Below are 25,979 nucleotides of genomic sequence, written 5' to 3'. Positions count from 1 at the left end.
CCGAATCCTTTATAATAGAACCGAACTCCAATAAAAACAACTAGTTTCTTTTTCCGCAGCACTTCTTATATTTTTTTCCGCTTCCGCATGGACACGGATCATTTGGATAGATTTTTTGAATGTTCTTCCGCTGGGCGGATACTTCCTCCAAACCTTTCATTACCATTTCATAAGGCTTATGACCTCTGTTTAGCACCATCCTGGTATGATTCCATACATCGGTAATAATGCTTGTGAATTTTTCAATTTGTTCATCCGATTCAAATATGATCCCTGCGGCTTCAAAATCAGCCATAACTTCCTGAAGCTGTCCCCCCAGACTGATTTCTGCCTGTATCTGACGTAAGATATATGGGATCATTTCATCCGGAACGTTTAATTCACCGGTCAGAAATCTGCTCAGCTGACTTAATTCATCGGTCATTAAAAAGCCTGCATTATCCGCCATGAAACGGATTTCCAGCTGGGTAGGAATATAATAAGGAACCTTTTTCTGCATCCGGAGCAATTCTTCGAAGCTTTTCTGTTCTGCCAATGCCGCATCTACAAAGTTTCCATCAATGTATGCAACCATACAGCGGTATGGAAGAAGAAGTTCATGAGCATGCAGCAATTCATCTACAGTAAGCTTCTTATCTTCATATTTATTAAAGGTCTCCAATAGCACGGAGGGCGGAGTGACTGCATACAGGGAATTGGCCGCGCAGAGATAGTCTCCGATTTTACTGAGACGTCCGCGTTCTTCTATAAATTCCGGCGTGTTCAATTCTTCATATGCTTTTATTATTTCTTCTGCAGCCATAAAATGATTGTTAAGTCCCGCAGTCACATAGCCGCCTGCGTAAAGGAAATCCATTTCTTCTGATTCGAAAGACGGCACTTTAAAATCACCTGCAGCCACCTGTTCAAACAGCTTTATTTCCGAATCACGGGCACATAGAAAATAATGCCTCATCACCTTCTTATCTAAGATATGAGCTATGGTCCTTTCCGCAAGTTCTTCCTTTTTTAATTTGGAAATTCCGCTCAAGCCGTGTCTTTTAGCAATCTCAATGACGCTGCTTTTATCGTAACAGCCGTAAATGTCTGCAATATGGATTTCTTCCGGAACAGGTTCTACATTCTGATTCAAACATTTGTTGATGGCTGACATATCATATTCTTTCAGGTATTCAGAGGATTTTTTTAAAAGTTCATAATACCCGGTAATGCCTCCGCAGTCTTCCGGAATTACATCTCCTTTGAATTTAACGACCTGGGCGTAGTTCTCCTTATAATCTTCTATCACATCTTCTACCTGGATTACATGCTCCCAGTTATCACCAAAATCATATATATAGGTAAATTTTTTCGTACCGGATACCAGATTGTCAATGGTTTCATCCGTTAATATATATTGAAATTTCTGAGACCTGTCTTCTTCAGCCGGTACTACCCGTACCCCTTCAGAACGGAATTCAAATTGATACAGGTGATCATCGGCCCAGCAAAATGCTGTCTGAATAATCTGGTGCAGTTTCTCAAAGGTAATCCCTTCCGGCACCAGAATCCTTCTCCAAATCGGCGGCTTACTGCCTTTGATCGTGATTTTCAGTTGATATGCTCCCATGAAAACGTCCTCCTGTCTCGTATCTTTTGTATCCGTTCTTAAATTGCGGAATGATTTCTTATGTTTCTATTATAATAAGACGCACGTTACAATTTACCACATTTCCTCCTGTTCTGTCCAGTCCATCCCGTTAATTTTTGCAAAGCAGGGGCTATTTTCTGTAATTATGACAGCTTTTTCAGTTTTAACTTCATTTCCTGNAGTTTTTCGCACCGTGCCATGCAGCACTGTGCGCTTATGCGGTATTAGCAGTCGTTTCCAACTGTTATCCCCCTGTATGAGGCAGGTTACCCACGCGTTACTCACCCGTCCGCCGCTCAGTCAATTTGAAATCCATCCGAAAACTTCATTCAAACTGCTTCGCTCGACTTGCATGTGTTAAGCACGCCGCCAGCGTTCATCCTGAGCCAGGATCGAACTCTCATATTATAATGTTGTTCAATCCGGGGTCAAAATCAACTAACTAGCTAATTCATTTCCCGTTTTACTTGTTGTTTGGTTCGTATACAATTGCTTGTATTCGTTCTGAATTTTCTCATTCAAAGCCATCAAACATGGCTTATTTTTTAGAATTTTCAGGGTTTTACATACTGTTCAATCTTCTGTTTTCAAAGTGCTTATTCCATCGTCACTGACTTAACAGCAACTTACATAGAATATCATAACCGGTTGTTCTTGTCAACCTTTATTTTCATTTTCTTCAAAAACTTTTTCATCGATCGCCGATGTGTTTTAAAAGAAATTTTGCCGCCGTTTTCAGCGGCGAGTTATATCATATCAAAGCAGACGACAAATGTCAACAATTATTTTTATTTTTTTCAACTTTTTTAACAAACGTGATTTTTATGACAATTTCATACATTTAAATGGAGTCCGAATCCTTTATAATAGAACCGAACTCCAATAAAAACAACTAGTTTCTTTTTCCGCAGCACTTCTTATATTTTTTTCCGCTTCCGCATGGACACGGATCATTTGGATAGATTTTTTGAATGTTCTTCCGCTGGGCGGATACTTCCTCCAAACCTTTCATTACCATTTCATAAGGCTTATGACCTCTGTTTAGCACCATCCTGGTATGATTCCATACATCGGTAATAATGCTTGTGAATTTTTCAATTTGTTCATCCGATTCAAATATGATCCCTGCGGCTTCAAAATCAGCCATAACTTCCTGAAGCTGTCCCCCCAGACTGATTTCTGCCTGTATCTGACGTAAGATATATGGGATCATTTCATCCGGAACGTTTAATTCACCGGTCAGAAATCTGCTCAGCTGACTTAATTCATCGGTCATTAAAAAGCCTGCATTATCCGCCATGAAACGGATTTCCAGCTGGGTAGGAATATAATAAGGAACCTTTTTCTGCATCCGGAGCAATTCTTCGAAGCTTTTCTGTTCTGCCAATGCCGCATCTACAAAGTTTCCATCAATGTATGCAACCATACAGCGGTATGGAAGAAGAAGTTCATGAGCATGCAGCAATTCATCTACAGTAAGCTTCTTATCTTCATATTTATTAAAGGTCTCCAATAGCACGGAGGGCGGAGTGACTGCATACAGGGAATTGGCCGCGCAGAGATAGTCTCCGATTTTACTGAGACGTCCGCGTTCTTCTATAAATTCCGGCGTGTTCAATTCTTCATATGCTTTTATTATTTCTTCTGCAGCCATAAAATGATTGTTAAGTCCCGCAGTCACATAGCCGCCTGCGTAAAGGAAATCCATTTCTTCTGATTCGAAAGACGGCACTTTAAAATCACCTGCAGCCACCTGTTCAAACAGCTTTATTTCCGAATCACGGGCACATAGAAAATAATGCCTCATCACCTTCTTATCTAAGATATGAGCTATGGTCCTTTCCGCAAGTTCTTCCTTTTTTAATTTGGAAATTCCGCTCAAGCCGTGTCTTTTAGCAATCTCAATGACGCTGCTTTTATCGTAACAGCCGTAAATGTCTGCAATATGGATTTCTTCCGGAACAGGTTCTACATTCTGATTCAAACATTTGTTGATGGCTGACATATCATATTCTTTCAGGTATTCAGAGGATTTTTTTAAAAGTTCATAATACCCGGTAATGCCTCCGCAGTCTTCCGGAATTACATCTCCTTTGAATTTAACGACCTGGGCGTAGTTCTCCTTATAATCTTCTATCACATCTTCTACCTGGATTACATGCTCCCAGTTATCACCAAAATCATATATATAGGTAAATTTTTTCGTACCGGATACCAGATTGTCAATGGTTTCATCCGTTAATATATATTGAAATTTCTGAGACCTGTCTTCTTCAGCCGGTACTACCCGTACCCCTTCAGAACGGAATTCAAATTGATACAGGTGATCATCGGCCCAGCAAAATGCTGTCTGAATAATCTGGTGCAGTTTCTCAAAGGTAATCCCTTCCGGCACCAGAATCCTTCTCCAAATCGGCGGCTTACTGCCTTTGATCGTGATTTTCAGTTGATATGCTCCCATGAAAACGTCCTCCTGTCTCGTATCTTTTGTATCCGTTCTTAAATTGCGGAATGATTTCTTATGTTTCTATTATAATAAGACGCACGTTACAATTTACCACATTTCCTCCTGTTCTGTCCAGTCCATCCCGTTAATTTTTGCAAAGCAGGGGCTATTTTCTGTAATTATGACAGCTTTTTCAGTTTTAACTTCATTTCCTGGTCAAGCGGATATTCGCAATCCGCTTCGCTACTTGCTCACAGCGTGCCCCGCTCCACCGGGCATAACCGAATAGCAGCTATCGCTGCTTGTCAGGTGGAGCTTGTACTCCACCTGACACAAGCAAGTCCCCACCCACCACTTAATGCTTTTCGCATTTGAAGTGAGGGACTTACTTAATTCGGTTAAAATAGAGGAATTTCGTTTTCGCATTCTGCAAATACTAATGATATGGAAAAGAAATAGACAGTGCGCTTTACACAACCTTTACAATCTCTATACCAAAACATGATATCAGGAAAGTTTTTTGACTGATATACTCCATGATGTAAGCGAAAGCAATTTTAAAAAGAAAAGAGGAGAAAGTAATTATGAAAAAAAATTTTGTTAAAGCACTTGCATTAGCTGGAATGGCAGTTCTGACTATGGGAACCTTGGCTGGCTGCGGCAGCAATAATGCTGAGACACAGGCTTCTGATACCGCAACGACGGCAAGCATTTCAAATGAGACAACCACTGCAGGTCCGACAACGGCTGAAGGGGCTGCTGCTTCCGATTTAAAGGGATCTATCAGCATGGTCGGTTCTACCTCTATGGAAAAATTCGCAACAGCTTTAGGTGAAGTTTTTATGGAAAAATATCCGGATGTTACCGTACAGGCCGAATTTGTCGGATCCGGCGCCGGAATCGAGGCAGTCACCAACGGTTCTGCAGATATCGGTAACTCTTCCCGTAATTTAAAAGATGAAGAAAAAGCAAAAGGTGTTGCTGAAAACATCGTTGCAATCGACGGTATCGCTGTTGTTTCTGACCCGGCCAATACCGTTGAGAATTTAACAAAAGATCAGCTGATCAGCATTTACAACGGCACAACCGCCAACTGGAAGGACTTAGGCGGAGCGGATCAGCCAATCGTTGTCATTGGACGTGAGTCCGGTTCCGGTACAAGAAGTGCCTTTGAAGAGCTGTTAAAGCTGGAAGATGCCTGCAAATACAGCAATGAGCTGGACAGTACCGGCGCAGTTATGGCAAAGGTAGCTTCCACTCCGGGTTCTATTGGTTATGTTTCCCTGGACGTTCTCGATGATACCGTTAAGACTCTGAAGCTGGAAGGTACAGAGCCTACTCCGGAAAACATCAAGGCCGGCTCCTACTTCTTAAGCCGTCCGTTCGTTATGGCTACCAAAGGAGAAATCTCAGAGCAGAGCGATCTGGTTAAAGCATTGTTTGACTACATCTACTCGGATGAAGGAAAGGATTTAGTAAAATCCGTTGGTTTAATCCCGGCAAACTAATTGAAAAGGAACTCTTCTCATACCGCATAACGATAATATTTACAGGGGACGCAGCCAGAAGATTATGCTACGTCCCTATTGTTCGAAAGGAGCTGTTGTATGCGACCAAAGTCTTATTCTATATTTGGCGGCCATGGAAGTAAATCAGGTGTAGAACACGCTGCAGAGGTTATTTTTACTGTCTGCGGCTTCTTTGCTGTTCTGGCCGTGGCCTCCATCAGTTTGTACATGATCATAAGCGGCACGCCGGCGCTTTTTAAGGTGGGTATCCTGGATATCCTGTTCGGAACCATTTGGATGCCGGAAGCCGCTTCTCCCAGCTTTGGCATCCTTTATGTCATTCTGACCTCCATCGCAGGAACGGCCATGGCCATTCTGATCGGCGTTCCCATTGGAGTCATGACTGCTGTTTTCCTGGCTGAAGTGGCTCCTGCGAAGCTCACGAATATCGTTCGCCCGGCGGTCGAGCTGTTAGCCGGCATCCCTTCTGTTATTTATGGTTTGCTTGGAATCCTGATTTTAAACCCTCTGATGTATAAACTGGAGTTAAAAATATTTGCAGGTTCCTCCACCCACCAGTTTACCGGAGGTGCCAATCTGATCTCTGCTGTTTTAGTATTGGCGTTAATGATTCTTCCAACCGTTATCAATATCAGTGAAACTGCACTCCGGGCTGTGCCCCAGCACTTGCGGAGTGCTTCGCTGGCCCTTGGTGCCACCAAGATCCAGACGATTTTTCATGTGGTCATCCCGGCAGCAAAATCCGGCATCATTACCGCCATTGTTCTTGGAACAGGCCGGGCCATCGGTGAGGCAATGGCCATCAGTCTCGTATCCGGAAGTTCGGTAAACCTTCCCCTTCCCTTTAACTCGGTCCGTTTCCTGACTACTGCGATCGTATCTGAAATGTCTTATTCCGCAGGACTTCACAAACAGGTACTTTTTACCATTGGACTCGTCCTGTTTGCTTTCATTATGATCATTAACGTTACCCTTAACAACCTGCTAAAGAAAGGAGAGGCACGTCATGACAAATGATATCGTCATTCCTGTTCATAAGGATTCCATTGTGTCACACAGCATTTACAACCGGAAAAACCGGATCTCAGACTCCGTCTTAACGGTTCTCATTTATTTATGTGCTTCCATCTCCATTCTGGTCCTCATTGGAATTATGGGCTATGTATTCGTGCGGGGCATTCCGCAGATCAGCGTAGAATTCCTGACCAGCGTGCCAAGTACCATTAAGGGAACCTTTGGCATTGTGGGAAATATTGTAAATACCTTATATGTTGTGGTTATTACCCTGTTAATTGCTACTCCGCTGGGCGTAGGTGCAGCCATTTATTTAAACGAATATGCAAAGGGCGGAAAAGTGGTCCGCATCATCGAGTTCACCACAGAAACCTTATCGGGCATCCCATCCATTATCTTCGGCCTGTTTGGCTATGTATTTTTCGGGACCACCCTGGGCCTAGGCTATTCCATTCTGACCGGTGCCCTGACCTTATCCATTATGGTCCTGCCGCTCATTACCCGGACCACCCAGGAAGCTTTAAAAACCGTACCGGAGAGTTACCGTTTTGGTGCTCTGGGTATCGGTGCAACAAAATGGTATATGATCCGTACCATCCTGCTTCCCAGTGCCATGCCCGGTATTGTGACCGGAATCATCCTGGCGATCGGCCGAATCGTGGGCGAATCCGCTGCTCTTCTTTTTACGGCAGGAAGCGGTTATCTTCTTCCAAAAGACTTTCTCGGAAAAATATTTGAATCAGGCGGTACCCTGACGATTCAGCTTTACTTATGCATGCAAAAGGCTAAATATGGCCAGGCCTTCGGAATTGCCGTTGTCCTTCTGGTCATCGTACTGGCGATAAACGGACTTGCAAAATTTCTGTCCCATAAATTCAACACGGAGGTCAAAGAATCGTGAATACCAATACAGTAAAAATCTCGACCAGCAATCTAAATCTATATTACGGAACCAACCATGCCTTAAAGGATGTGAATTTAAATCTTTATACGAACAAAATAACGGCTTTCATCGGCCCTTCAGGCTGCGGAAAGTCCACCTATTTAAAGACGTTAAACCGCATGAACGACCTGGTTCCCAACGTAAAAATCGAAGGTGAGGTCCTGTTAGACGGAGAAAACATCTATGACCCCCGGGTTGATACCACCCTGCTGCGTAAAAAAATCGGCATGGTATTCCAGCAGCCCAACCCATTCCCCATGAGCATCTATGACAACGTCGCTTACGGTCCCAGGATCCATGGAATCAAGAGCAAATCGGAGCTTGACGCGATCGTGGAAAAAAGCTTAAAAGGAGCTGCGCTCTGGGATGAGGTTTCAAGCCGCCTGAAAAAATCCGCCCTCGGCCTCTCCGGCGGCCAGCAGCAGCGCCTCTGTATCGCCCGTGCACTGGCAGTTGAGCCGGAGGTCCTTCTCATGGATGAGCCGACTTCCGCCCTTGATCCCATTTCCACCTTAAAAATCGAGGACCTGATGGATGAGCTGAAGGAAAAATACACGGTTGCCATCGTCACCCACAACATGCAGCAGGCAACCCGAATCGCCGATTACACCGCATTTTTCCTGGTTGGCGAGGTAGTGGAATACGCCACCACCACGGAACTTTTCACCGCCCCCAGGGATTCAAGAACCGAGGACTATATCACAGGACGTTTCGGCTGATCCATTTTATCATAGAACGGAAAAGGAGAACGAAAATGACAACAAGAGTTAATTACGAGCATGAATTAAACCTCTTAAACGACGATATCAAAGAAATGGGGCGAATGGTCGAAACCTCCATTGAACAATGCTTTATCGCATTCGAAGACCAGGACTTTGAAAAAGCAGAGGATATCATCAAGGGAGACCGTACCATCAACGATTTAGAGCGCTCCATCGAGGCACGCTGCCTGTCCATAATCCTGCGCCAGCAGCCTGTCGCCGGAGATTTAAGAGTAGTTTCCAGTGCCCTTAAAGTGGTTACAGACTTAGAGCGCATCGGAGACCATGCATCCGATATTGCCGAATTAATCCTGCGCATCAAAGGCGAGCATGTCTACCACGTCGTCCGCCACATCCCCGCCATGGCCACCGCCGCCCGCGAAATGGTCCGCAGCTCCATCGAAGCCTTCATCACCCAGGATTTAGAAACCGCAAAGCAGATCGAAAAGCAGGATGATGTGGTCGATGAGTTATTTGGTAAAGTAAAAGACGATGTCGTTGATTTACTAAAGCAATCCACCGAGCACATCGATCAATGCATTGATTTATTAATGGTAGCAAAATATTTAGAACGCATTGGCGACCACGCCGTAAACGTATGCGAATGGACCGAATTCTCCAAAACCGGAGCGTTGAAGAATGTACGGATATTGTAAAGCTACGAGCAGTGCGCCCGTAAAAGCGGAAGAGTCCGGAAAAAAGCAAGCTTTTTTCCGGACTCTTTTGATTTTATGGGCATACGGCGACAGCCGTCAAGCGAGAAGGAGCGCAGCGGATTCGAGCTTGGCACTGCGGACTCGAGCTTAGCACTATAGCATTTCTAAAGTCTTTGCTCATTTTTTCAGTGTCATATTTTTTTCAATGTACTAGCATAAGTAATCCTCATGTATGTCAGTTTTTGTGGTGTTTATCAGTCCGGTATAATTAGCATTTGAATACCAATTCGTTACATAATAATATTGTTGTGTGCAGGCATCATACGCTCTGACATATTTTGTCCTTTTATAATATACAGTAACGATATTCCTTCCTATTATGTAAGAAGCAATACTCATCAATGTAGCGGGGGTTCCAACTCCGGCCACTGAAGCCAATATGGAAGCTAGAGATATTGCATCCGCTACATCCGTTGCAATATTACCATAGTCAGGATCCATAGCAGACCATTTTGTAGGAAATACACCATTTATCCCTCTGGAGCTATTACCATTATTTGTTGTGTCCTTACCATCAAGAGTGGCAACAACCCTTGATGCTTTTCCGTTTGTTGTATAAACAACTGCTCCATTAGTGACCGTTGTCTTAAAATCGCTTTCTCTGTTCATGTAATCTTTTTCATTTCCTACGTCATACCATCCATAATAAGAATAGGTTCCGTCGCTTTCTCTTACAGAGCGCAAAACATCCACCTGTTTTGTGCTAATATTAGTAACATACGTGTCGATAGTGGAATCACTTATTCTCACTTCCGAAGAAGAATAACTGTTGCCCCCCTGCCGTGTTTCAGCATTGGCGCTTATTAATACCCCATTAAACATCATAACGCAAACCATAAAAAATTTGAGATTTCTTTTTTATTAAAATCCCCCACTTTTTGCCAAAAACACTTGACAACTTTATCGAAAAATATGGCACTTCGCGCCCTTGATTAATAAGTACATTTTTCGATTGGAGGCGATTTTTTTGTTAGCTGTTAACTCTGGCGGTAACCGCTTAATCTTGCACATCTTATTTTAAAGCATAGCGACAGCTATTTTTTCTTCTGCATATTCCATTTAGATAATATTTACTTGTAAAAGTTCATCTGCCCGATAGGGCAATCATAATTACTCAGGATTCCGAGATATTATAAATTGTTTAATCCTACTTTTTTTTACAAAACCAGTTAAGTATCCATTTTGTTTTTGAAAAAATTAAAAGCACTACTATTTCTACCAGATAACACACTATGAACGTCTTAGGAAAAATGACATTAGGAAAAATTACCGAAAATACAAATGCAAGAACAGTCACAAAAACCAAAGACAGAACATATAAAATTTGTGACATTTTAACTTTTGAAATATCATAAAGTTCCTTTTCTTCATCTGTCAATTTGCCATATTCTCTCATAATGGTATTTCCCGTTCCTGTCACAATATTTCTTGCATTAAATAAACAGACTAGTAGTATAGCTAAATATGGCAAATTCTCATATAATATTTTTTTCATATCTTTCACCTCATAAATATTTTTGACAATCTATTTCCCTTTTATATACCGAATATACTATTATCTTAACTTATGCTCATTTATAATTCAACAATATTATTGCATTCTTAAATAAAATGTAATAATATTGTTTTTTACTATATCAAAAACAGCTGTGGCATAAACCGTTAATTCCCCGTCATTAATCCGGCTGCCTGCATATTCTACTGCATATAGGGGAATGAATTCCTCCCGTACCTCCCAAAAACTATTGGTTCCACCTACTTATTTTCCATGGACCAGATGATCAGGTACAGAAGCGATAGGACGGGCCACCGAAAGCAGCTCGGCAATGACGATCACCATAATATATCCCATGCCCTTCCATATGTCTACGAATATAACAGTCGGATAAACAAGTGTTAAATCCGTCAGCCAGTTCTTTGCCAGCCGCTCCAGGCCGATCCCTCTCAGAAAGTTATTTAAAATTCCGGTCGCCGGATAAAGCGTGCTCTTAAATACCAGACCCACAACCAGATACGACATGACATGCGGGGAAAAAATAATCATGCGGTGAAGATTTTTCCCCCTGATAAAAACCTGAGTCAATAAAAGGGCCAGTGCCATCCCGGCCACGGTTTTCGTTATGGTTGTGGCTGTCGTAAACAAAAGGGTATTGCTTATATATTTCAAATATTCGGAATTTCCATGAAAATTGTTTTATAATTCTCCAGCCCAACAAAATGTATCTCATTGCTGAAGTTATTCCAGTCGGTAAAAGAATAGGCGATTCCCAGAACTCCCGGAAGAAAACACAAGAGAAAAAAGAGATTATTTCATCCACCCCCCATCCTTCTGCAGCACAGCCTGCTCCGTACGCCTTTTCATCATAGAATCCAACACCTCCCGAGGAGACATGGCCCCCGTATACATAGCCTCCAAATCCTTCCCCACCTCCATCCACTGGCTGTCAATATAATTAACCGAAATCTGGACCACATTAGCCTTTGTAAGCGAATCAATAAACTTCTGGTCCTCCTCAGTATACTTGCTCTTAATCTCCGGCCAGCAAAGCGCACTTAATTCCGGCTGTCCATCCAAACGCTTCTGCAGATTTTCAGGCTTTGCAAGAAACTCAAAAAATTCCTTCGCCTCATCCACGTACTTACTGTCCTTATTAATAAAATAGGCATTGCTTGCCGGATTCACTCCTATGATCCCGTTATCCCCCCACGGCATCACGAAAGCCCCCATCCTCTCTGTTGCCTTAAATTCAGGAAAATCCGCTTCGATCTCCCCCCTGTAACCCAACTCTGCAATCGTCATGGCACACCTTTCAGAAGCCATTGCTTCCTTCCCGTTTTCCCACGCATTGCTCAAATAATCATTTCCAAAATAACCGGCCCTGGCGCATTCATCCAGCTGTTCAATGATCGTAAGAAGCGCCGGTATCTGATCCAAATCAATTTCATTGGCATTTAATTTCTGATACATATCCGGATCCTGTAAAAGCCAAAGACCGCCTGTCTCGAACAAAGGCAGCACCTGATGCCAGCCATTGGTGGTCGCCTCATAAATCGGCGTGGTTCCGGAATCCTTAATTTTCTGACAAACCTCTTTGAATTCCGCGTAGGTAGCAGGAACCGTTAAGCCCAGCTTTTCAAAAATGTCTTTATTATAAAGGTAAAAATACATTTTCGCTCCAGGAAATGTAATGCCGTACAGCTTACCGTCTACCGAAACCGCCGACCGGGCGCTGTCATCCATGCGGCTCACCCACCACTGATCCGTCAGCTCCGTGCAGTACTGATCCATATGAATGCTGGACGCCAGATTAATAGGAGTATCCGCACATAAGATATCAGGCGCTTCCCCTGAATCCAGCTTAACCTTGATCAAATCCCTCCACTGGGCATCCGGAGATATCTGAAAATCAATTTTAATCCCGGTCTCTTGTTCAAACTCCTTTGCAAGCTCCTGCACGATCCCGGAAGTCGGGAGGCCGCTCTGATGGCTTCCAAATGTCAGGGTAACGTTCTTTTTTCTGCCTCCGGTCTCCGCGGTTTTCCCATAACCCGGTTTCAGACTGCAGCCTGCTGCCAGTCCTGCTGCCAGTCCCACCGCCAATACAGCCGCCAAAGTAAGACTCATAATTTTCTTTCCGCTCTTTTTCATGGCATTCTCCTCTTTCATTTCTGCTTGGACTCGTCAAAATTGCCTGTATTCCGCCGTGGGAACACATCAATTTGTTATAAATCTTTAATACCATATGTAACAACCTGGCCAAATAGAAGATTCTGAATGCCTAAAAAAGCTGAGCATCCAGCGAAAAACCGCCGGCTGCTCAGCCTGTTTTTACAACATAGCCACACCTCTGCAATAAGTCTGAACCACATCATAGGAATCATGAAGGACCACAAAATCCGCATCATATCCGGCAACCAGCCGGCCCTTTCTATGGTCTACCCCCAAACACCTTGCAGGATTTATAGTGCAGGAATTCAGTGCAAAGTCAAACGGAACCATGGCCTCCTCCACCAGGATCCTTAAGCCCATATTCATATTCAGGGTACTTCCCGCAATCGTATCGGTACCCTTTAAAAATGCCAGCCCGCTTTCCCTGATCTCAATGTCATGGCCGCCAAGCTGGTAATTTCCTCCCGGCGGGCAGTGTTTTGCACGAAGGGAGTCACTGATCATGATCGTGTAATCACGGCCTTTAACGGCAAAGTAATTATTAAGTGCCGCCACATGGGAATGGCACCCGTCACAGATGATCTCACCGTAAATATCCCTTACCCGGAATGCAGTTCCCACCAGTCCTGGGTTCCGGTGGTGATAGGCGGTCATGCCGTTGTATACATGAGTCATGGAAATGGCTCCGTTTGCGATCCCCATCAAAGCCTGCTCATAGGAAGCGGAAGAATGCCCCATGCTGACCACTACCCCGGTTTCCCTGCAGTATTTCGTCAAAGCAAAATCCTTATCATGCTCCGGGGCAAGGGTGATATATTTTATCATGCCCTTTGCAGCTTCCTGATACCTTTGAAACTGCTCCACGGTAGACTGAGCAATGGCCTCCGGCGGCTGTGCCCCTTTATATTTCATATCCAGATAAGGCCCTTCAAAATGGATTCCGAGGATCTCCGCACCCTCGTATCCGCTTTCCGCCACATATGCCACATTGGCAACCGCTTTGGTCAGTACATCCGGCATCTGGGTCACTGTTGTGGGAAGGATCCCGGTTACTCCCTCCTCCGGTATCCGTTTCATCCATTCGCGTAAACCTTCCGGCTCCCCATCGTTGGTATCATAGCCATAAGCTCCATGGGTATGGATATCAATAAATCCCGGAATGATCCTTTTCTCTCCATAATCCTGGTCTGCCGCCATCTCACCGTAAACGCGGACTGCCTGAATCTTTCCCTCTTCCACCTGAAGCTGCGCCGGGATGAACTGGCCTGCGATCCAGACCCGTCTGCTCTGTACTATCATAATCATAACCTCTCTTTCCGGTTTATATAAACCAATGTACTATACATGGTCCTGTTACCCTTAGTATAAACGGTTCTTTTCCGGTTTTCAAGAAGTTTTGAAAATAATTTTTATTTTAATATGCAAAAAAGAAATTTTATCCTATAAAATAGGCCACCGGATGATCACCCGGAATAAATCCGCCTCCACTTCCACCTGAAGCCTGCCGTTTTGAAGCTCTACAAAGCTTTTTGCGATAGCCATTCCAAGGCCCGAGCCTTCCGTATTGCGGGACTGGTCGCCCCGTGCAAATCTTTCTGTGATTTCTTCCGGATTAAATGTCAATTCGTCTGCCGAAACATTTTTTAAGGTAATGACTACATAGTCGCCTTCTTTTTTCATATCAATGTAAGCCCTGGTATGGGGCATGGCATACTTGATGATATTCGTCAAAAGATTATCAAATATCCGGTAAGTTTTCTGGCTGTCCAAAGGAAGAACGATTTTTTCATCCGGCAGATTCCACCGGAAATCAATGGTAGATTCTTCTATTTTATCACTGAGCTCCAGGCTGACTTCCTTTAACAGGCTGACAATGTCCACATCTACCAGGTTCAGCGTAACGTTATTGCTGTTGGCCTTGCTGATTTCAAACAGATCTTCTATGAGAGATTTTAAGCGCATGGATTTCTGTTCCAGGATATCAATATAGGCCCTTCGCTGTTCCGGGGTTACACGTTCATCCTTCATCAAGTTTACATAAGTAATAATAGCGGTCAGAGGCGTTTTAAGATCGTGTGACATATTACTGATCAAATCTGTTTTCAGCTTCTGGCTCTTGACTTCCTCATCAACGGCTACTTTAAATCCGCTCTGTATCTTCTGTATCCTCTTTTTAAACGGTTCAAACATTCCCAAATCCTCTTCAATGGCTACTTCTAAGTTCCCTTCTGCGATCTGATTGGCAGCCTTCAAAAGGATCCCGTATTTTTCGCTTAAGTCCCTGTAATATTTCCTCATTACAACGAACAAAGCCACCGAATATAATATGAGCGCACCGATTCCGAAGAACCACAGGCTGCAAAGGGCCGCCAGGATGATAAAGTTCACACCTACAATACGGAAAATGGTCCGGTCCGACCGTTCCTGCAGGTTGATATTTCCTACGAATGTATAGATTCTGCGGCAAAGGCTTTTGATCCATCCCCAAAACCAGCCGCACAGGGTTCTCTCACGAAGGTAACGAAAGAGCCCGATGTGCAGTACATCCCGCAGGCACAAAACAGCCCAATATACGATTGTAAACGGCACAGACCACCAGAGCAGGTTCCAGAGCCTCACCATGGCATTCGCCACGCCGGGCAGAAAATTTGCCCGCAAAAGAGCTCCGTATAAATCTCCCCGGTTCGTTATTGCCACAAGGTTTGTAAGTCCCGCGCCAAACGCCACCGCACCGCAGCCAATGCCTGAAACCACCTCAAAAGGCATTCTTAAAATCCGGCTGTCCTCCGCCCAGGCCACATCCAGGCAGGACAAGAAAAAGGCCATGACCGCTACGGCACACGCCAGACCGATGAAGATCCTGGATACACTTCCGGAATTATCATAGGCGCTCCAGGTGGTTCCTCTGGCTTCCTTAAAAGCAGCGGCCTGCTGCTCTGTCATGCCATAAGCAAAAGTAATATTCCTAGGATTCATGAGCTTTAAGTCAGGTTCATAAAGATACTGATCCCAATAATTATCGCTCATGGGGTCCTTTTCTCCAAAGGCCTGCAGAGCATTCATAAGATCAACGGTATTTTCTCCGTTTACCGCCGCCACATCCATGCGTCCCAGATCATCGTAATGGAGCAATGCTTTAAACACATATTCACCGCTTCCCGGTATGGAACGCCCGCCTGCGTGGTCGGAAAGAACTCTGCCGTTTTCATCCAGGATCTGATAATCCACCGAATTGCGCATACTGCCGAAATACCGGCTCCAGGTTTCATACTCCCGTACACAGCTCTGTCGCAGCTCTCTTAAATATTCGTAACGCTCCTCCGGCCCGCCCGAACCCCCGGCTTCCTCACCGGCCTGAACCGTAACTTCCTCAGCCGATGCTGCATCCCCTTCTTCCGTAATGCCTGCCTGGTTATCTGCACTGTTCTTTAATTCTTCATCCGCCTGGGGGAAAAAGTACTGAAATGGGGAAATGATATTGCCCTGTTCATATTGGGCCTGTTCCACTGCCAGCACATAATTGCCGAATACCAGATGTCTGAGAAATGACTCCTCCTCATAAGCCGGCTCCTCGTATCTGGCCGATTCATTTTCAAAAAAGGGGTAAAGGCCTACCATAACCGAGGCCGCTGTTAAAACCACCACTGCCGCCAGGAATACGCTGATCCTATGCCTGTTTTTCAATTTTATATCCAACTCCCCACACCACCTTTAAATATTTGGGCTCTTTCGGATTGATCTCTATCTTTTCACGAATCTTCCTTACATGTACCATGATCGTGTCCGTATTGATGGCCCGCTCATTCCAGACGCGTTCATAGATCTCCTCTGCTGAAAATACTCTTCCCGGATTTTTCATAAGAAGGGCAAGTATCTTAAATTCGATGGGGGTAAGCTTGGCAGGCTTCTCATCCACGGTCACTTCCACCGTATCCTCATTAAGCTCCAGTCCCCCGATGATATAGACGTTGCTTTTCTCCTTCTGTTCCTTTGCCTCCAGCATATCCATATATTTTTTATACCGTCTGAGCTGGGAATTCACTCTCGCCAGCAGCTCCATGGGGGTAAATGGCTTTGATACATAATCATCCGCTCCGATATTGAGCCCCATGATCTTATCCACCTCCTCGGTCTTTGCCGAAAGGATAATGACCGGAAAGTCATATTTTTCCCTTAATTTCACGGTCATGGTAATGCCATCCATACGGGGCATCATCACATCCACGATAGCAAGGTGGATTTCTTCCCGTTCCAGGATCTTAAGGCCCTCGATGCCGTCTGCTGCCTGAAACACCTCATATCCCTGGCTTCTTAAGTATATTTCGACTCCTTCTCTGATCTCTTTGTCATCCTCCACTAATAAGATGTGGTTCGCTTCCATGATATCTCTCCTATCCTCTTTTACGCCCACGCTTTTCGGGCAGGGCCCGCTCCGCTTTATCGGGCGTAAAATATGCCCGCAAGGCGCATCTGTCTGATTATAAGGCATTATGCCTGTCATATAATTTTATGATACCACATTTTCCCCTGTTTTACCTGTAATTTAGAATACGGGAGCATTCTTAAATTGAATGATTGGGAAAACGAAAGAAATTCTAAACTTTTATTATTCCCCGTTTCGCTGCCGCCGGTACAGATGAAGGTGGAAAAAAACAAAAGACGCCCGGGGAATGCATTCCTCCCCGCTGCGCCTTTCTCTGTCTTATTCGGAAGTCTTCCGTATATTGGTATCCATCAGCCGGTTAAAGCCAAGCCAGCCGTTATTGTCTCCAGCACCCTTTAATACTTCAATCATGGTCTCCATCTTCGCATCGGTATTATCGGCAAAATTTAAGGCCAGCGCCTCAATCAAGGCCGGCTTTTTGGGAGACCCGTATTCCAGTTCCCCATGATGGGCCAGAATGCAGTGCTTCAGCTCGGAAGCCGTCTTTTCGGGGAAACCGGCAATCGTCCGGATCCTCTCTCCGATCATTTCCGTTCCTATGATGATATGACCCAAAAGCTGTCCGTCATCGGTATAGTCATTTTCCGGAAATGTGGAAAGCTCCCTGGTCTTGCCGATATCGTGGAAAACAGCCGCCGTAATGAGCAGGTCCCGGTTGATGAAGGGATAGAAGCCGGCGTAATAATCGCACAGCTTCACCACGCTCAAGGTATGCTCCAGCAGACCGCCTACAAATCCGTGATGAACGCTTTTTGCCGCGGAATGGAACTGAAACGCCCTGGCAAAAGCAGGATCCTCTGCAAAGAAGCTTTCCAAAAGCTTCCTTAAATAAGGATTTTTCACGGTCCGGATAAAGCCCAGAAGTTCTTCATACATGAGCCCGATATCCTTGGAGGACACCGGAAGGTAATCGCCAGGGACAAATTCTCCATCCCCGGCTTTTCGGATCCGTTTGATATTTAACTGGTTGGAATTCTGGAATACGGTAACATCTGCATCTATGTATACATAATCCAGAGTTTCAAAATTCCCGACTCCCGGAGAACCAAGATCCCATATCTTCGCATCAACCGTGCCGGTCTTGTCCTGCAGGATCAGGTTTCCATACTCTTTTCCCGACTTGGTAAGGGCAATCTGCTTATTCTTACATAAATACACATCTGAAACATGCATTCCTTCCCGGAATGATTCAACATACTTCATTCTTTTCCTCCATATTCTAGCCTAAGGCAACAAGGAAGCCAGGAAGATCACCTGGCTCCAATGGTTACCTGATATTGAATCTCTTTATATTCTTCTCTTCCATTACGGGAAACAGTCACAGGTATGACATCTCCCGGCTTGGAATCTTCCAGCACGACCTGAAAGTCCTTCATGGTAACAATGGTTTCATCTCCCATCGCTGTTATGATGTCACCGCTCTGGATCCCCGCATTATATGCAGGCCCGTCTGCATTCACATCTACGACATAAACACCCAAAGGCATGCCGCTGCCGTTCATGACGGCACTTACCTCCTGCCCCTTGATCCCAAAGTAAGGAAATGCCACGCCGTTGCTCATCTTTCCCAGGATGCTCTTATAATCAGATATGGCCATGGCTGCTGTCATGTCCTTGCTGCTGTCATTCTTATAATCATCCGTTACCCAGCCGATGATCTGTCCGGCCGTGTTCATGAGGAATGTGCCGGTTCCGGCATTCCCCTTCACATCCGAATACAGGATACGTGTGATGCCATCTGTGATCTGGACATTTTTTGTAATATACGATATAAATCCATAACCTACCGAGTGGACCATGCCGGCAGGGCTGCCGATGGCTACGACCAGATCTCCCTGCTTTACGGAATAGGAATTTCCAAGCTCAATGGCTCTCACTTCCTCTAACAGGGCTCTTCCTAAGTCCGCTGTGGAAACGCTGACTATGGCCATGCCGGAAAGCTTATCGGTCTGTTTGATGGTCCCCGAGACCTCCGTACCGTCAGAAAATACCACACGGATCGCTTCCGCATCTTCCACCGACGCTTCCGGTGTCAGCACCAGAAGTTCCTGGTTGGCAGAGGCGATGATCACCCCGGCGAACAGGCTGGAGTTCTCCACCGGATTATTAAACCAGTCCGTCTGGGTCTTTACGGAATGAACCGTCACGATCCCTTTATCTGCCTTTTGAACCACAGACTTAAGGCTTCCATACAGCGTATTTAAATCATCTACGGAAAAGGGATACTTCTCCATAGCGGACTTTAATAATTCTTCTATCGGTTCTGTTTCAGCCGCCGCAGTCGCTGTCTCAGCCCCGGAAGGCACTGTCTCAGGCTCATCCTTTGGTATGGTCACCGGAGTGCTTTCCCTGGTGGACTCCTTTGCAAGAAATCTCTCAGCTACAGGTTTGGACACAACAAATGTAACCGCCGCAACAATTCCGAAAATAACCGCAGTCACCAAAAGGCCCAAAGCCCTTTTGAACATATCCCTTTTTGACATGGGCTGCCTCACTATCTTTTCATTGATAAACTGACGGGGTTCCGTCTTTCTATCATCTGGCCCGTTATTTTCCGGCATACTTACCCTCCTTTGCAGAAGACCTAAGTACTATTATAAGGTTCTTCTTTCCTTAATGCAAGAAAAACATACGAAACAGGCTTTTAAAAGGCCGGACAGGGAAATATTTGCTTTTTTCCGCATAATTTCCAGAATTCCAGAAACATTATAACTATCATTTCAAACCAAATCAAGGAGGAATTTTCAATGCCCAATTTAAAAGACAGTGAGACAGCCAAAAATCTTATGCGCGCCTTTGCCGGAGAAAGCCAGGCCAGAAACCGTTACACCTTTGCCGCAGGACAGGCCAGAAAGGAAAGCCTTGCGGTCATTCAGGCGGTTTTTACTTATACCGCCAGCCAGGAAAAAGAGCACGCGGAAATTTTCTACAATCATTTAAAGGAATTAAAGGGAGAAACCATTTTCATTGACGGCGGTTATCCGGTGGATCTATACGATAAGACCCAGGACCTTTTAAAAGCGGCCAGGCATAACGAATATGAGGAATATCAGGATGTCTACAGGCATTTCGCCCAGACCGCAAAGGAAGAGGGCTTTTCCCAGATTGCCGCCTCCTTTTCCATGATTGCTGAGATCGAAAAAGTCCACGGCGACCGGTTCCAGAAATTTGCCGATTTTATGGAAGAAAAAAAGCTTTTCGTATCCGATGTGGAAACCGGCTGGATCTGCTTAAACTGCGGCTTTGTGACACACAGCTTTGAAGCCCCGAAAAAATGCCCGGTCTGCCAGCATGACCAGGGATATTTCATCCGCCTGGAATTATCCCCCTATATGAACTGACAGGAAAAACAACGGAAGGATTGCAGTTTTTGTCCCACATATGCTATACTGTAACCGATACCACCATCACCGGACCATAAGGTTTCTTTCGGTCAAATATTGTAAGAAAGCAGAATTAACAAGGTATAACATATGAATCAGAAAGCACTGAAAACTTTAGAATATCATAAAATCACTGCACAGCTTGCGGAATACGCCTCCTGCGATTCCGGCAGGGAGCTGTGCCGGAATCTGGTTCCTTCCACGGACTACGGTGAGATCGTACAGTCCCAGAGGGAAACAACCGATGCCGCCACAAGGGTGCGTCAAAAGGGCAGCATCTCTTTCGGCGGCGTCAAGGATATCCGGCCTTCCCTAAAGCGCCTGGAAGTGGGAAGCTCCTTAGGGATCGCAGAGATTCTTTCCATCAGTTCCCTTCTTACTGCTTCGGCCCGCGTAAAGGCTTACGGACGCCACGAAGATTCGGAACTGCCGGATGACTCTCTGGAGGAATTCTTCCGGATGCTGGAGCCATTGACCCCGGTCAATACGGAAATCAAACGCTGCATCCTTTCCGAAGAGGAAGTAAGCGACGACGCCAGCCCGGGGCTTCATCATGTAAGGCGGTCCATGAGGGCGGTCAACGATAAAATCCACACCCAGTTAAATTCCATCCTGAATTCCAACCGGACCTATCTTCAGGATGCGGTTATTACGATGAGGGATGGACGTTACTGTCTCCCGGTGAAATCCGAGCATAAAGCCCAGGTTGCCGGCATGGTCCACGATCAGTCCTCTACCGGTTCCACCCTCTTTATCGAACCCATGGCTATCGTGAAGCTTAATAATGATCTTCGGGCTCTGGAAATCCAGGAACAGAAGGAAATCGAGATGATCCTCGCCGATTTGAGCAACCAGCTTGCCCCTTATCCGGATGAACTTATGACTGATTTTGAAACGCTCACCAGACTGGATTTCATATTTGCAAAAGCTGCTTTATCCAGACATTATAACGCCAGTGAGCCCGTATTTAATAAAAGGGGATTCATAAACATCAAGGATGGACGCCATCCTCTATTGGATCCTTCAAAGGTGGTCCCCATAAGCATCCATCTTGGCCGCGACTTTGATCTCCTGATCGTGACCGGTCCAAATACGGGCGGTAAGACGGTTTCCTTAAAGACGGTGGGCTTATTTACCCTGATGGGACAGTCCGGCCTTCATATCCCGGCATTTGACGGGTCTGAGCTGGCGGTGTTTGATGAAGTGTTCGCAGATATCGGGGATGAACAGAGCATTGAGCAAAGCTTAAGCACCTTTTCCGCTCACATGACCAATATCGTCCGGATTCTCGGTCAGGCAGACAGCAATTCCCTCTGTCTGTTCGATGAGCTCGGTGCCGGAACCGACCCTACGGAAGGCGCTGCTCTGGCTATCTCCATCCTGACATTTCTCCACAATATGAAATGCCGGACCATGGCTACCACCCATTACAGCGAGCTTAAGGTATTCGCACTGACAAGTCCGGGGGTGGAAAATGCCTGCTGCGAATTCAACGTGGAGACCCTGCAGCCGACCTACCGCCTTTTGATCGGTGTACCCGGCAAAAGCAACGCCTTTGCCATCTCGAAAAAGCTGGGCCTACCCGATTATATCATTGAAGATGCAAAGACCCATCTGGAAGCCAAGGATGAGACCTTTGAGGACCTGTTGACCCATTTGGAAGAAAACCGGGTCACCATTGAAAAGGAACGGATCCAGATCGAATCCTATAAACGGGAGGTGGAACAGCTAAAGACCAGACTGACCCAAAAGGAAGAACGGTTCGACGAGCGCCGGGATAAGATGATCCGGGTTGCAAAGGAAGAGGCCCAGAGAATTCTCCAGGATGCCAAGGATACGGCGGACCAGACCATCCGTCAGATCAACAGGCTGGCAGCAGATTCCGGCGTAAATAAGGAACTGGAAGCGGAGCGAAGCAGACTGAGAAGCAAGCTTCAGGATGTGGATTCCTCCCTCTCCTTAAAAAAGGACAAAAAACAGCCCGGGAAACGAATTGATCCAGGGAAATTAAAGCTGGGAGACGGTGTAAAGGTCTTAAGCATGAACTTAAACGGGACCGTCAGCTCCCTTCCCAATACCAAAGGCGATTTATACGTACAAATGGGAATCCTCCGTTCACTGGTCAACATTTCGGACTTAGAGCTGCTGCATGAAGAATCTGTCACCGGTCCTGCCGCTGGCAGCGGTTTTAAGAAGACAGGAAGCGGAAGCAGTTCCACCCGCATGTCCAAATCCTTCACCATATCGCCGGAGATCAACCTGATCGGAATGACCACGGATGAGGCCATTCCACAGCTGGACAAATACTTAGACGATGCCTATTTAGCCCATCTTCCACAGGTACGCGTCGTACATGGGCGCGGAACAGGAGCCTTAAAAAATGCGGTGCATAAACACTTAAAGAAACTGAAGTATGTAAAGGAATTCCGGCTTGGAGCTTTCGGCGAAGGGGATTCCGGCGTAACCATTGTTTCGTTTAAATAATTTAAAAATGGGGTCAGCCCCCTTAAGGAAAGGGCCGGACCCCATTTTTAAAAGGAGGATCGATTATGGCAGAAAAACAGCGGATATTGATTGTAGACGATGACAGTAACATCGCGGAATTAATTTCCCTATACTTATTAAAAGAATGCTATGAAACAGAAATCGTGGGAGACGGGGAAGAGGCGCTCCGGGTATTCCCGGATTTCCGGCCGAACCTGGTGCTCTTAGACTTAATGCTTCCGGGCATGGACGGTTACCAGGTCTGCAGGGAGATGCGGTCCCAGTCCCAGGTTCCCATCATCATGCTGTCCGCTAAGGGCGAGGTCTTTGATAAAGTCCTGGGCCTGGAGCTGGGAGCTGACGATTATATGATAAAGCCCTTTGACTCCAAGGAACTGGTAGCCCGGGTAAAGGCGGTTTTAAGGCGCTATCAGACCGCCCCGGCCCCAACAGCTGCCCATACGGACCAGCAGGGGGATTATGTGGAATATCCGGACCTCATCGTCAATCTGACCAACTATTCCGTTATCTATATGGGGCATTCCATTGAGATGCCGCCCAAGGAACTGGAGCTTTTGTATTTCCTGGCCTCTTCTCCAAACCAGGTCTTTACCAGGGAACAGCTTTTAGACCACATTTGGGGATATGAGTACATTGGAGACACCAGAACCGTGGATGTCCACATCAAAAGGCTCCGGGAAAAGATCAAGGATCACGCAGGCTGGGCCCTGACTACGGTCTGGGGTATTGGGTATAAATTCGAGGTGAAGCGTTAAATGACACATTCTCTCTATTACAAATTCATCCTGGGTTATCTGTTATTCGGCCTTCTTGGCTTTGTAACCATTGCTACCTTTTCTTCTGAAATTACAGACCAGTATCTGCTTCGAAAGCAATCGGAATGCCTTTACGACGAAGCCAATCAGATCGCTTCTTCCTACCGGGGCATGTATCAGGGTAAGGACATGAATCTGTCCTCTTCCTACCCTGAGCTGGTAAAGGAAGCCAGGTATCTGCACGCTCAGATATGGATTGTAGACCGGCAGGGAAAAGTGGTGGCAGACAGCGAACAGCCGGATAAAGAAGGGCAGATCATCGAAAACTTCGATCCTACCTTTATGGGCAACAAATCCTATACCATCGGCAATTACTACAACCAGTTTTCCTACGACGTTTTAAGCGTCCATGCGCCCATTACCGGTAATTATACCACCCATGGCTACATCGTGATCCACCTGCCGTTATCCTATTTAAAATCGGAGCGGGATGGGATTTTAAACATCGTATACCTTACATCGGCGGTGGTGTTCGGCCTTTCCTTAATCATTCTCCTTGTATTTACAAAGAATGTTTATTTCCCTCTTAAGAAGATCACAGCAGGAGCCAACGAATACGCCCAGGGGAATTTAACGCATCACATTGCGGTGAATACAAGAGATGAAATGGGTTATCTGGCAGCCACATTAAACTATATGTCCGACGAAATCAATAAAATGGAGGAATATCAAAAAACATTTATCGCCAACGTCTCTCATGACTTCCGCTCTCCCTTAACTTCCATCAAAGGCTATCTGGAAGCAATCCTTGACGGAACCATTCCGCCGGAAATGCATGAGAAATACTTAAACCGGGTCATTTCGGAGACAGAGCGGCTAAATAAGCTGACCCAGGGAATGCTGACTCTCAATTCCCTGGACTGCAAAGGATATTTAAAACGCACCAATTTTGACATTAACCGGGTCATCAAGGATACTGCAGCTTCCTTTGAAGGAACCTGCAGTGAAAAAAATATCTTCTTTGATCTGACTTTTTCCGACGGCATCCAGATGGTTTATGCGGACATTGGTAAGATCCAGCAGGTCCTCTACAATCTGATCGACAATGCCATCAAATTCAGCCATGCAGATTCCACCATCTACATACAGGCTTCGGGAAAGTATGAAAAGATATTTATTTCCATCAAGGATACGGGGATCGGCATCCCCAAGGACAGCTTGAAGAAGATCTGGGAGAGATTTTATAAGACGGATCTATCCAGGGGAAAGGATAAGAAGGGGACCGGGCTGGGCCTTGCCATTGTCAGGGAAATCATACAGTCCCACGGAGAAAATATTGATGTAGTGAGCACGGAAGGGGTAGGCTCGGAATTCATCTTCAGCCTGCCGAAATCCACGAATTTATAGCATTGCCCGGCAAATTCCGTAATCTATTTATTATAATTAAATTTATCTGAATCAATTTAAGCCATACAAAGGAGAAATTTACATGAAACCTGCTAACAGAAAAAAGTTATTTTTATGTCTGGGACTTCTATTTGCACTGATTTTTACTTTACTGTTTGTTGTCCTGAATGTTTTTGTATACCGTACCGCGAAACAGCTGTCAAAAGCAAACAAAGAACCGGCCCCCCTGTCCCAGAATGCTGCCGAGATTGAGGTATCTGAATCCCAGACGGAGGAGACGGAAAACGTGGAAATGCAGACGGTGGGCACCGGGGAATTCGGGTATGTCACAGTACCGGATACATGGATGAAGTTTACCGATTTAGACGGCGGAACCGATTTTCAATACTCCAACCCCCAGGGCACCTCTATCATCACTATGAACACCTTTTCCTTTGATGATCTGACAGAAGAACAAAAAAGCCAGGTCGATTTAGAGTCCGCCGCGCAAAGTGTGTGGTACAATCTGGAAAACAACCAGGTTTCCGGTATCGAAGGTGCGAGGGTCACATTGGGACCGTATGATGCCTTGCAGATTTACGGGTACTTTACCAGCGAAGACTATGGCCTGGAAAGCGGCATTGTATGCTGGGTATTCGAAAGCAGCGATGGGGTATTCCATTATGTTGCCGCTGAGGCGGCTTTGGACGATCTTATGGATGTTGTCTCTTATGTTGAGGACTCCTATACTCTGACTCCACCGGAAGCATAAAAAGCTTCCGGACATTATGGGCTGT

The 25,979-nt window shown here is 45.5% G+C and carries 21 protein-coding genes; 10 read left to right on the top strand and 11 right to left on the bottom strand.

Features of this window, described 5'->3' with window-relative positions; translation table 11 throughout:
* Positions 1–40 precede the first annotated feature (40 nt).
* Both BQ9856_RS24050 and BQ9856_RS24045 read right to left on the bottom strand, forming a co-directional pair.
* Positions 41–1,609: a plasmid pRiA4b ORF-3 family protein gene (locus BQ9856_RS24050; protein WP_077613251.1), complete on the bottom strand. Its 1,569-nt coding sequence runs from the start codon at positions 1,607–1,609 to the stop codon at positions 41–43.
* A 913-nt stretch (positions 1,610–2,522) separates the two neighbouring features.
* The gene (locus BQ9856_RS24045) at positions 2,523–4,091 is read right to left on the bottom strand and encodes a plasmid pRiA4b ORF-3 family protein (RefSeq protein ID WP_077613251.1); all 1,569 of its coding nucleotides are present in this window, start codon (positions 4,089–4,091) and stop codon (positions 2,523–2,525) included.
* Positions 4,092–4,660: 569 nt separating this feature from the next.
* Here BQ9856_RS24045 and BQ9856_RS24040 point away from each other — a divergent pair.
* The 5 genes from BQ9856_RS24040 to phoU all read left to right on the top strand — a co-directional run bounded on the left by BQ9856_RS24040 (position 4,661) and on the right by phoU (position 8,979).
* Complete coding sequence (locus BQ9856_RS24040; RefSeq protein WP_077613250.1) at positions 4,661–5,584, top strand: phosphate ABC transporter substrate-binding protein; 924 nt, start codon at positions 4,661–4,663, stop codon at positions 5,582–5,584.
* Positions 5,585–5,683: 99 nt separating this feature from the next.
* On the top strand, positions 5,684–6,622 hold the full coding sequence (gene pstC / locus BQ9856_RS24035; RefSeq protein WP_077613249.1) for a phosphate ABC transporter permease subunit PstC: 939 nt from the start codon (positions 5,684–5,686) through the stop codon (positions 6,620–6,622).
* Positions 6,612–7,520, top strand: a complete 909-nt coding sequence (pstA, locus tag BQ9856_RS24030; protein WP_077613248.1) for a phosphate ABC transporter permease PstA — start codon at positions 6,612–6,614, stop codon at positions 7,518–7,520. The genes pstC and pstA overlap by 11 nt, the downstream gene beginning before the upstream one ends.
* A complete protein-coding gene (gene pstB, locus BQ9856_RS24025; RefSeq protein WP_077613247.1) occupies positions 7,517–8,281 on the top strand; it encodes a phosphate ABC transporter ATP-binding protein PstB in 765 nt (254 codons plus the stop codon). Before pstA ends, pstB begins: the two co-directional genes overlap by 4 nt.
* A 35-nt stretch (positions 8,282–8,316) precedes the next feature.
* Entirely contained in the window at positions 8,317–8,979 is a 663-nt protein-coding gene (phoU, locus tag BQ9856_RS24020; protein ID WP_077613246.1) for a phosphate signaling complex protein PhoU, read from the top strand.
* Positions 8,980–9,189: 210 nt separating this feature from the next.
* Here the strand turns inward: phoU and BQ9856_RS24015 are convergent, their stop codons facing one another.
* The 9 genes from BQ9856_RS24015 to BQ9856_RS23975 form a co-directional block, all read right to left on the bottom strand.
* Positions 9,190–9,723, bottom strand: a complete 534-nt coding sequence (locus tag BQ9856_RS24015) for a hypothetical protein (RefSeq protein ID WP_077613245.1) — start codon at positions 9,721–9,723, stop codon at positions 9,190–9,192.
* 463 nt (positions 9,724–10,186) lie between these two features.
* A complete protein-coding gene (locus tag BQ9856_RS24010; protein ID WP_077613244.1) occupies positions 10,187–10,534 on the bottom strand; it encodes a hypothetical protein in 348 nt (115 codons plus the stop codon).
* Positions 10,535–10,798: 264 nt separating this feature from the next.
* The gene (locus BQ9856_RS24005; RefSeq protein WP_200801349.1) at positions 10,799–11,206 is read right to left on the bottom strand and encodes a carbohydrate ABC transporter permease; all 408 of its coding nucleotides are present in this window, start codon (positions 11,204–11,206) and stop codon (positions 10,799–10,801) included.
* Between the two features lie 138 nt (positions 11,207–11,344).
* Positions 11,345–12,688, bottom strand: coding sequence for an ABC transporter substrate-binding protein (locus tag BQ9856_RS24000; RefSeq protein ID WP_200801348.1), 1,344 nt, complete (start codon positions 12,686–12,688; stop codon positions 11,345–11,347).
* Positions 12,689–12,868: 180 nt separating this feature from the next.
* Positions 12,869–14,008 (bottom strand): N-acetylglucosamine-6-phosphate deacetylase, encoded by a 1,140-nt coding sequence (gene nagA, locus BQ9856_RS23995; protein ID WP_077613243.1) that lies wholly within the window; start codon positions 14,006–14,008, stop codon positions 12,869–12,871.
* 141 nt (positions 14,009–14,149) lie between these two features.
* Positions 14,150–16,405: a sensor histidine kinase gene (locus BQ9856_RS23990; RefSeq protein ID WP_077613242.1), complete on the bottom strand. Its 2,256-nt coding sequence runs from the start codon at positions 16,403–16,405 to the stop codon at positions 14,150–14,152.
* Positions 16,377–17,090 (bottom strand): response regulator transcription factor, encoded by a 714-nt coding sequence (locus BQ9856_RS23985; protein WP_077613522.1) that lies wholly within the window; start codon positions 17,088–17,090, stop codon positions 16,377–16,379. Before BQ9856_RS23985 ends, BQ9856_RS23990 begins: the two co-directional genes overlap by 29 nt.
* Before the next feature lie 321 nt (positions 17,091–17,411).
* Positions 17,412–18,356 carry a 3'-5' exoribonuclease YhaM family protein gene (locus BQ9856_RS23980; RefSeq protein WP_077613241.1) on the bottom strand — a complete coding sequence of 315 codons (945 nt, stop codon included), beginning with the start codon at positions 18,354–18,356 and terminating at the stop codon, positions 17,412–17,414.
* A gap of 47 nt (positions 18,357–18,403) precedes the next feature.
* Entirely contained in the window at positions 18,404–19,714 is a 1,311-nt protein-coding gene (locus BQ9856_RS23975; protein WP_077613240.1) for a S1C family serine protease, read from the bottom strand.
* Between the two features lie 186 nt (positions 19,715–19,900).
* Between BQ9856_RS23975 and rbr the strand changes: the two genes are divergently transcribed.
* The 5 genes from rbr (at position 19,901) to BQ9856_RS23950 (ending at position 25,954) form a co-directional block, all read left to right on the top strand.
* Positions 19,901–20,494, top strand: a complete 594-nt coding sequence (rbr, locus tag BQ9856_RS23970; RefSeq protein WP_077613239.1) for a rubrerythrin — start codon at positions 19,901–19,903, stop codon at positions 20,492–20,494.
* Positions 20,495–20,626: 132 nt separating this feature from the next.
* Positions 20,627–23,020, top strand: a complete 2,394-nt coding sequence (locus tag BQ9856_RS23965; RefSeq protein WP_077613238.1) for an endonuclease MutS2 — start codon at positions 20,627–20,629, stop codon at positions 23,018–23,020.
* A gap of 65 nt (positions 23,021–23,085) precedes the next feature.
* Entirely contained in the window at positions 23,086–23,796 is a 711-nt protein-coding gene (locus BQ9856_RS23960; protein ID WP_077613237.1) for a response regulator transcription factor, read from the top strand.
* The gene (locus BQ9856_RS23955; RefSeq protein WP_077613236.1) at positions 23,797–25,203 is read left to right on the top strand and encodes a sensor histidine kinase; all 1,407 of its coding nucleotides are present in this window, start codon (positions 23,797–23,799) and stop codon (positions 25,201–25,203) included.
* Positions 25,204–25,285: 82 nt separating this feature from the next.
* Positions 25,286–25,954, top strand: coding sequence for a hypothetical protein (locus BQ9856_RS23950; RefSeq protein WP_077613235.1), 669 nt, complete (start codon positions 25,286–25,288; stop codon positions 25,952–25,954).
* Positions 25,955–25,979 lie beyond the last annotated feature (25 nt).

This window comes from Clostridium sp. Marseille-P2415, from assembly GCF_900155545.1.
In the GTDB taxonomy this organism is placed as follows: domain Bacteria; phylum Bacillota; class Clostridia; order Lachnospirales; family Lachnospiraceae; genus Lacrimispora.
This window is presented reverse-complemented; position numbering and strand designations above follow the sequence as displayed.

Bases quoted from the DNA above. Each gene is read 5' to 3' on its own strand.
- BQ9856_RS24050 (WP_077613251.1), bottom strand. From the start codon at position 1,609: ATGGGAGCATATCAACTGAAAATCACGATCAAAGGCAGTAAGCCGCCG.
- BQ9856_RS24045 (WP_077613251.1), bottom strand. From the start codon at position 4,091: ATGGGAGCATATCAACTGAAAATCACGATCAAAGGCAGTAAGCCGCCG.
- BQ9856_RS24040 (WP_077613250.1), top strand. From the start codon at position 4,661: ATGAAAAAAAATTTTGTTAAAGCACTTGCATTAGCTGGAATGGCAGTT.
- pstC (WP_077613249.1), top strand. From the start codon at position 5,684: ATGCGACCAAAGTCTTATTCTATATTTGGCGGCCATGGAAGTAAATCA.
- pstA (WP_077613248.1), top strand. From the start codon at position 6,612: ATGACAAATGATATCGTCATTCCTGTTCATAAGGATTCCATTGTGTCA.
- phoU (WP_077613246.1), top strand. From the start codon at position 8,317: ATGACAACAAGAGTTAATTACGAGCATGAATTAAACCTCTTAAACGAC.
- BQ9856_RS24010 (WP_077613244.1), bottom strand. From the start codon at position 10,534: ATGAAAAAAATATTATATGAGAATTTGCCATATTTAGCTATACTACTA.
- BQ9856_RS24000 (WP_200801348.1), bottom strand. From the start codon at position 12,688: ATGAAAAAGAGCGGAAAGAAAATTATGAGTCTTACTTTGGCGGCTGTA.
- nagA (WP_077613243.1), bottom strand. From the start codon at position 14,008: ATGATAGTACAGAGCAGACGGGTCTGGATCGCAGGCCAGTTCATCCCG.
- BQ9856_RS23985 (WP_077613522.1), bottom strand. From the start codon at position 17,090: ATGGAAGCGAACCACATCTTATTAGTGGAGGATGACAAAGAGATCAGA.
- BQ9856_RS23980 (WP_077613241.1), bottom strand. From the start codon at position 18,356: ATGAAGTATGTTGAATCATTCCGGGAAGGAATGCATGTTTCAGATGTG.
- BQ9856_RS23975 (WP_077613240.1), bottom strand. From the start codon at position 19,714: ATGCCGGAAAATAACGGGCCAGATGATAGAAAGACGGAACCCCGTCAG.
- rbr (WP_077613239.1), top strand. From the start codon at position 19,901: ATGCCCAATTTAAAAGACAGTGAGACAGCCAAAAATCTTATGCGCGCC.
- BQ9856_RS23965 (WP_077613238.1), top strand. From the start codon at position 20,627: ATGAATCAGAAAGCACTGAAAACTTTAGAATATCATAAAATCACTGCA.
- BQ9856_RS23960 (WP_077613237.1), top strand. From the start codon at position 23,086: ATGGCAGAAAAACAGCGGATATTGATTGTAGACGATGACAGTAACATC.
- BQ9856_RS23955 (WP_077613236.1), top strand. From the start codon at position 23,797: ATGACACATTCTCTCTATTACAAATTCATCCTGGGTTATCTGTTATTC.
- BQ9856_RS23950 (WP_077613235.1), top strand. From the start codon at position 25,286: ATGAAACCTGCTAACAGAAAAAAGTTATTTTTATGTCTGGGACTTCTA.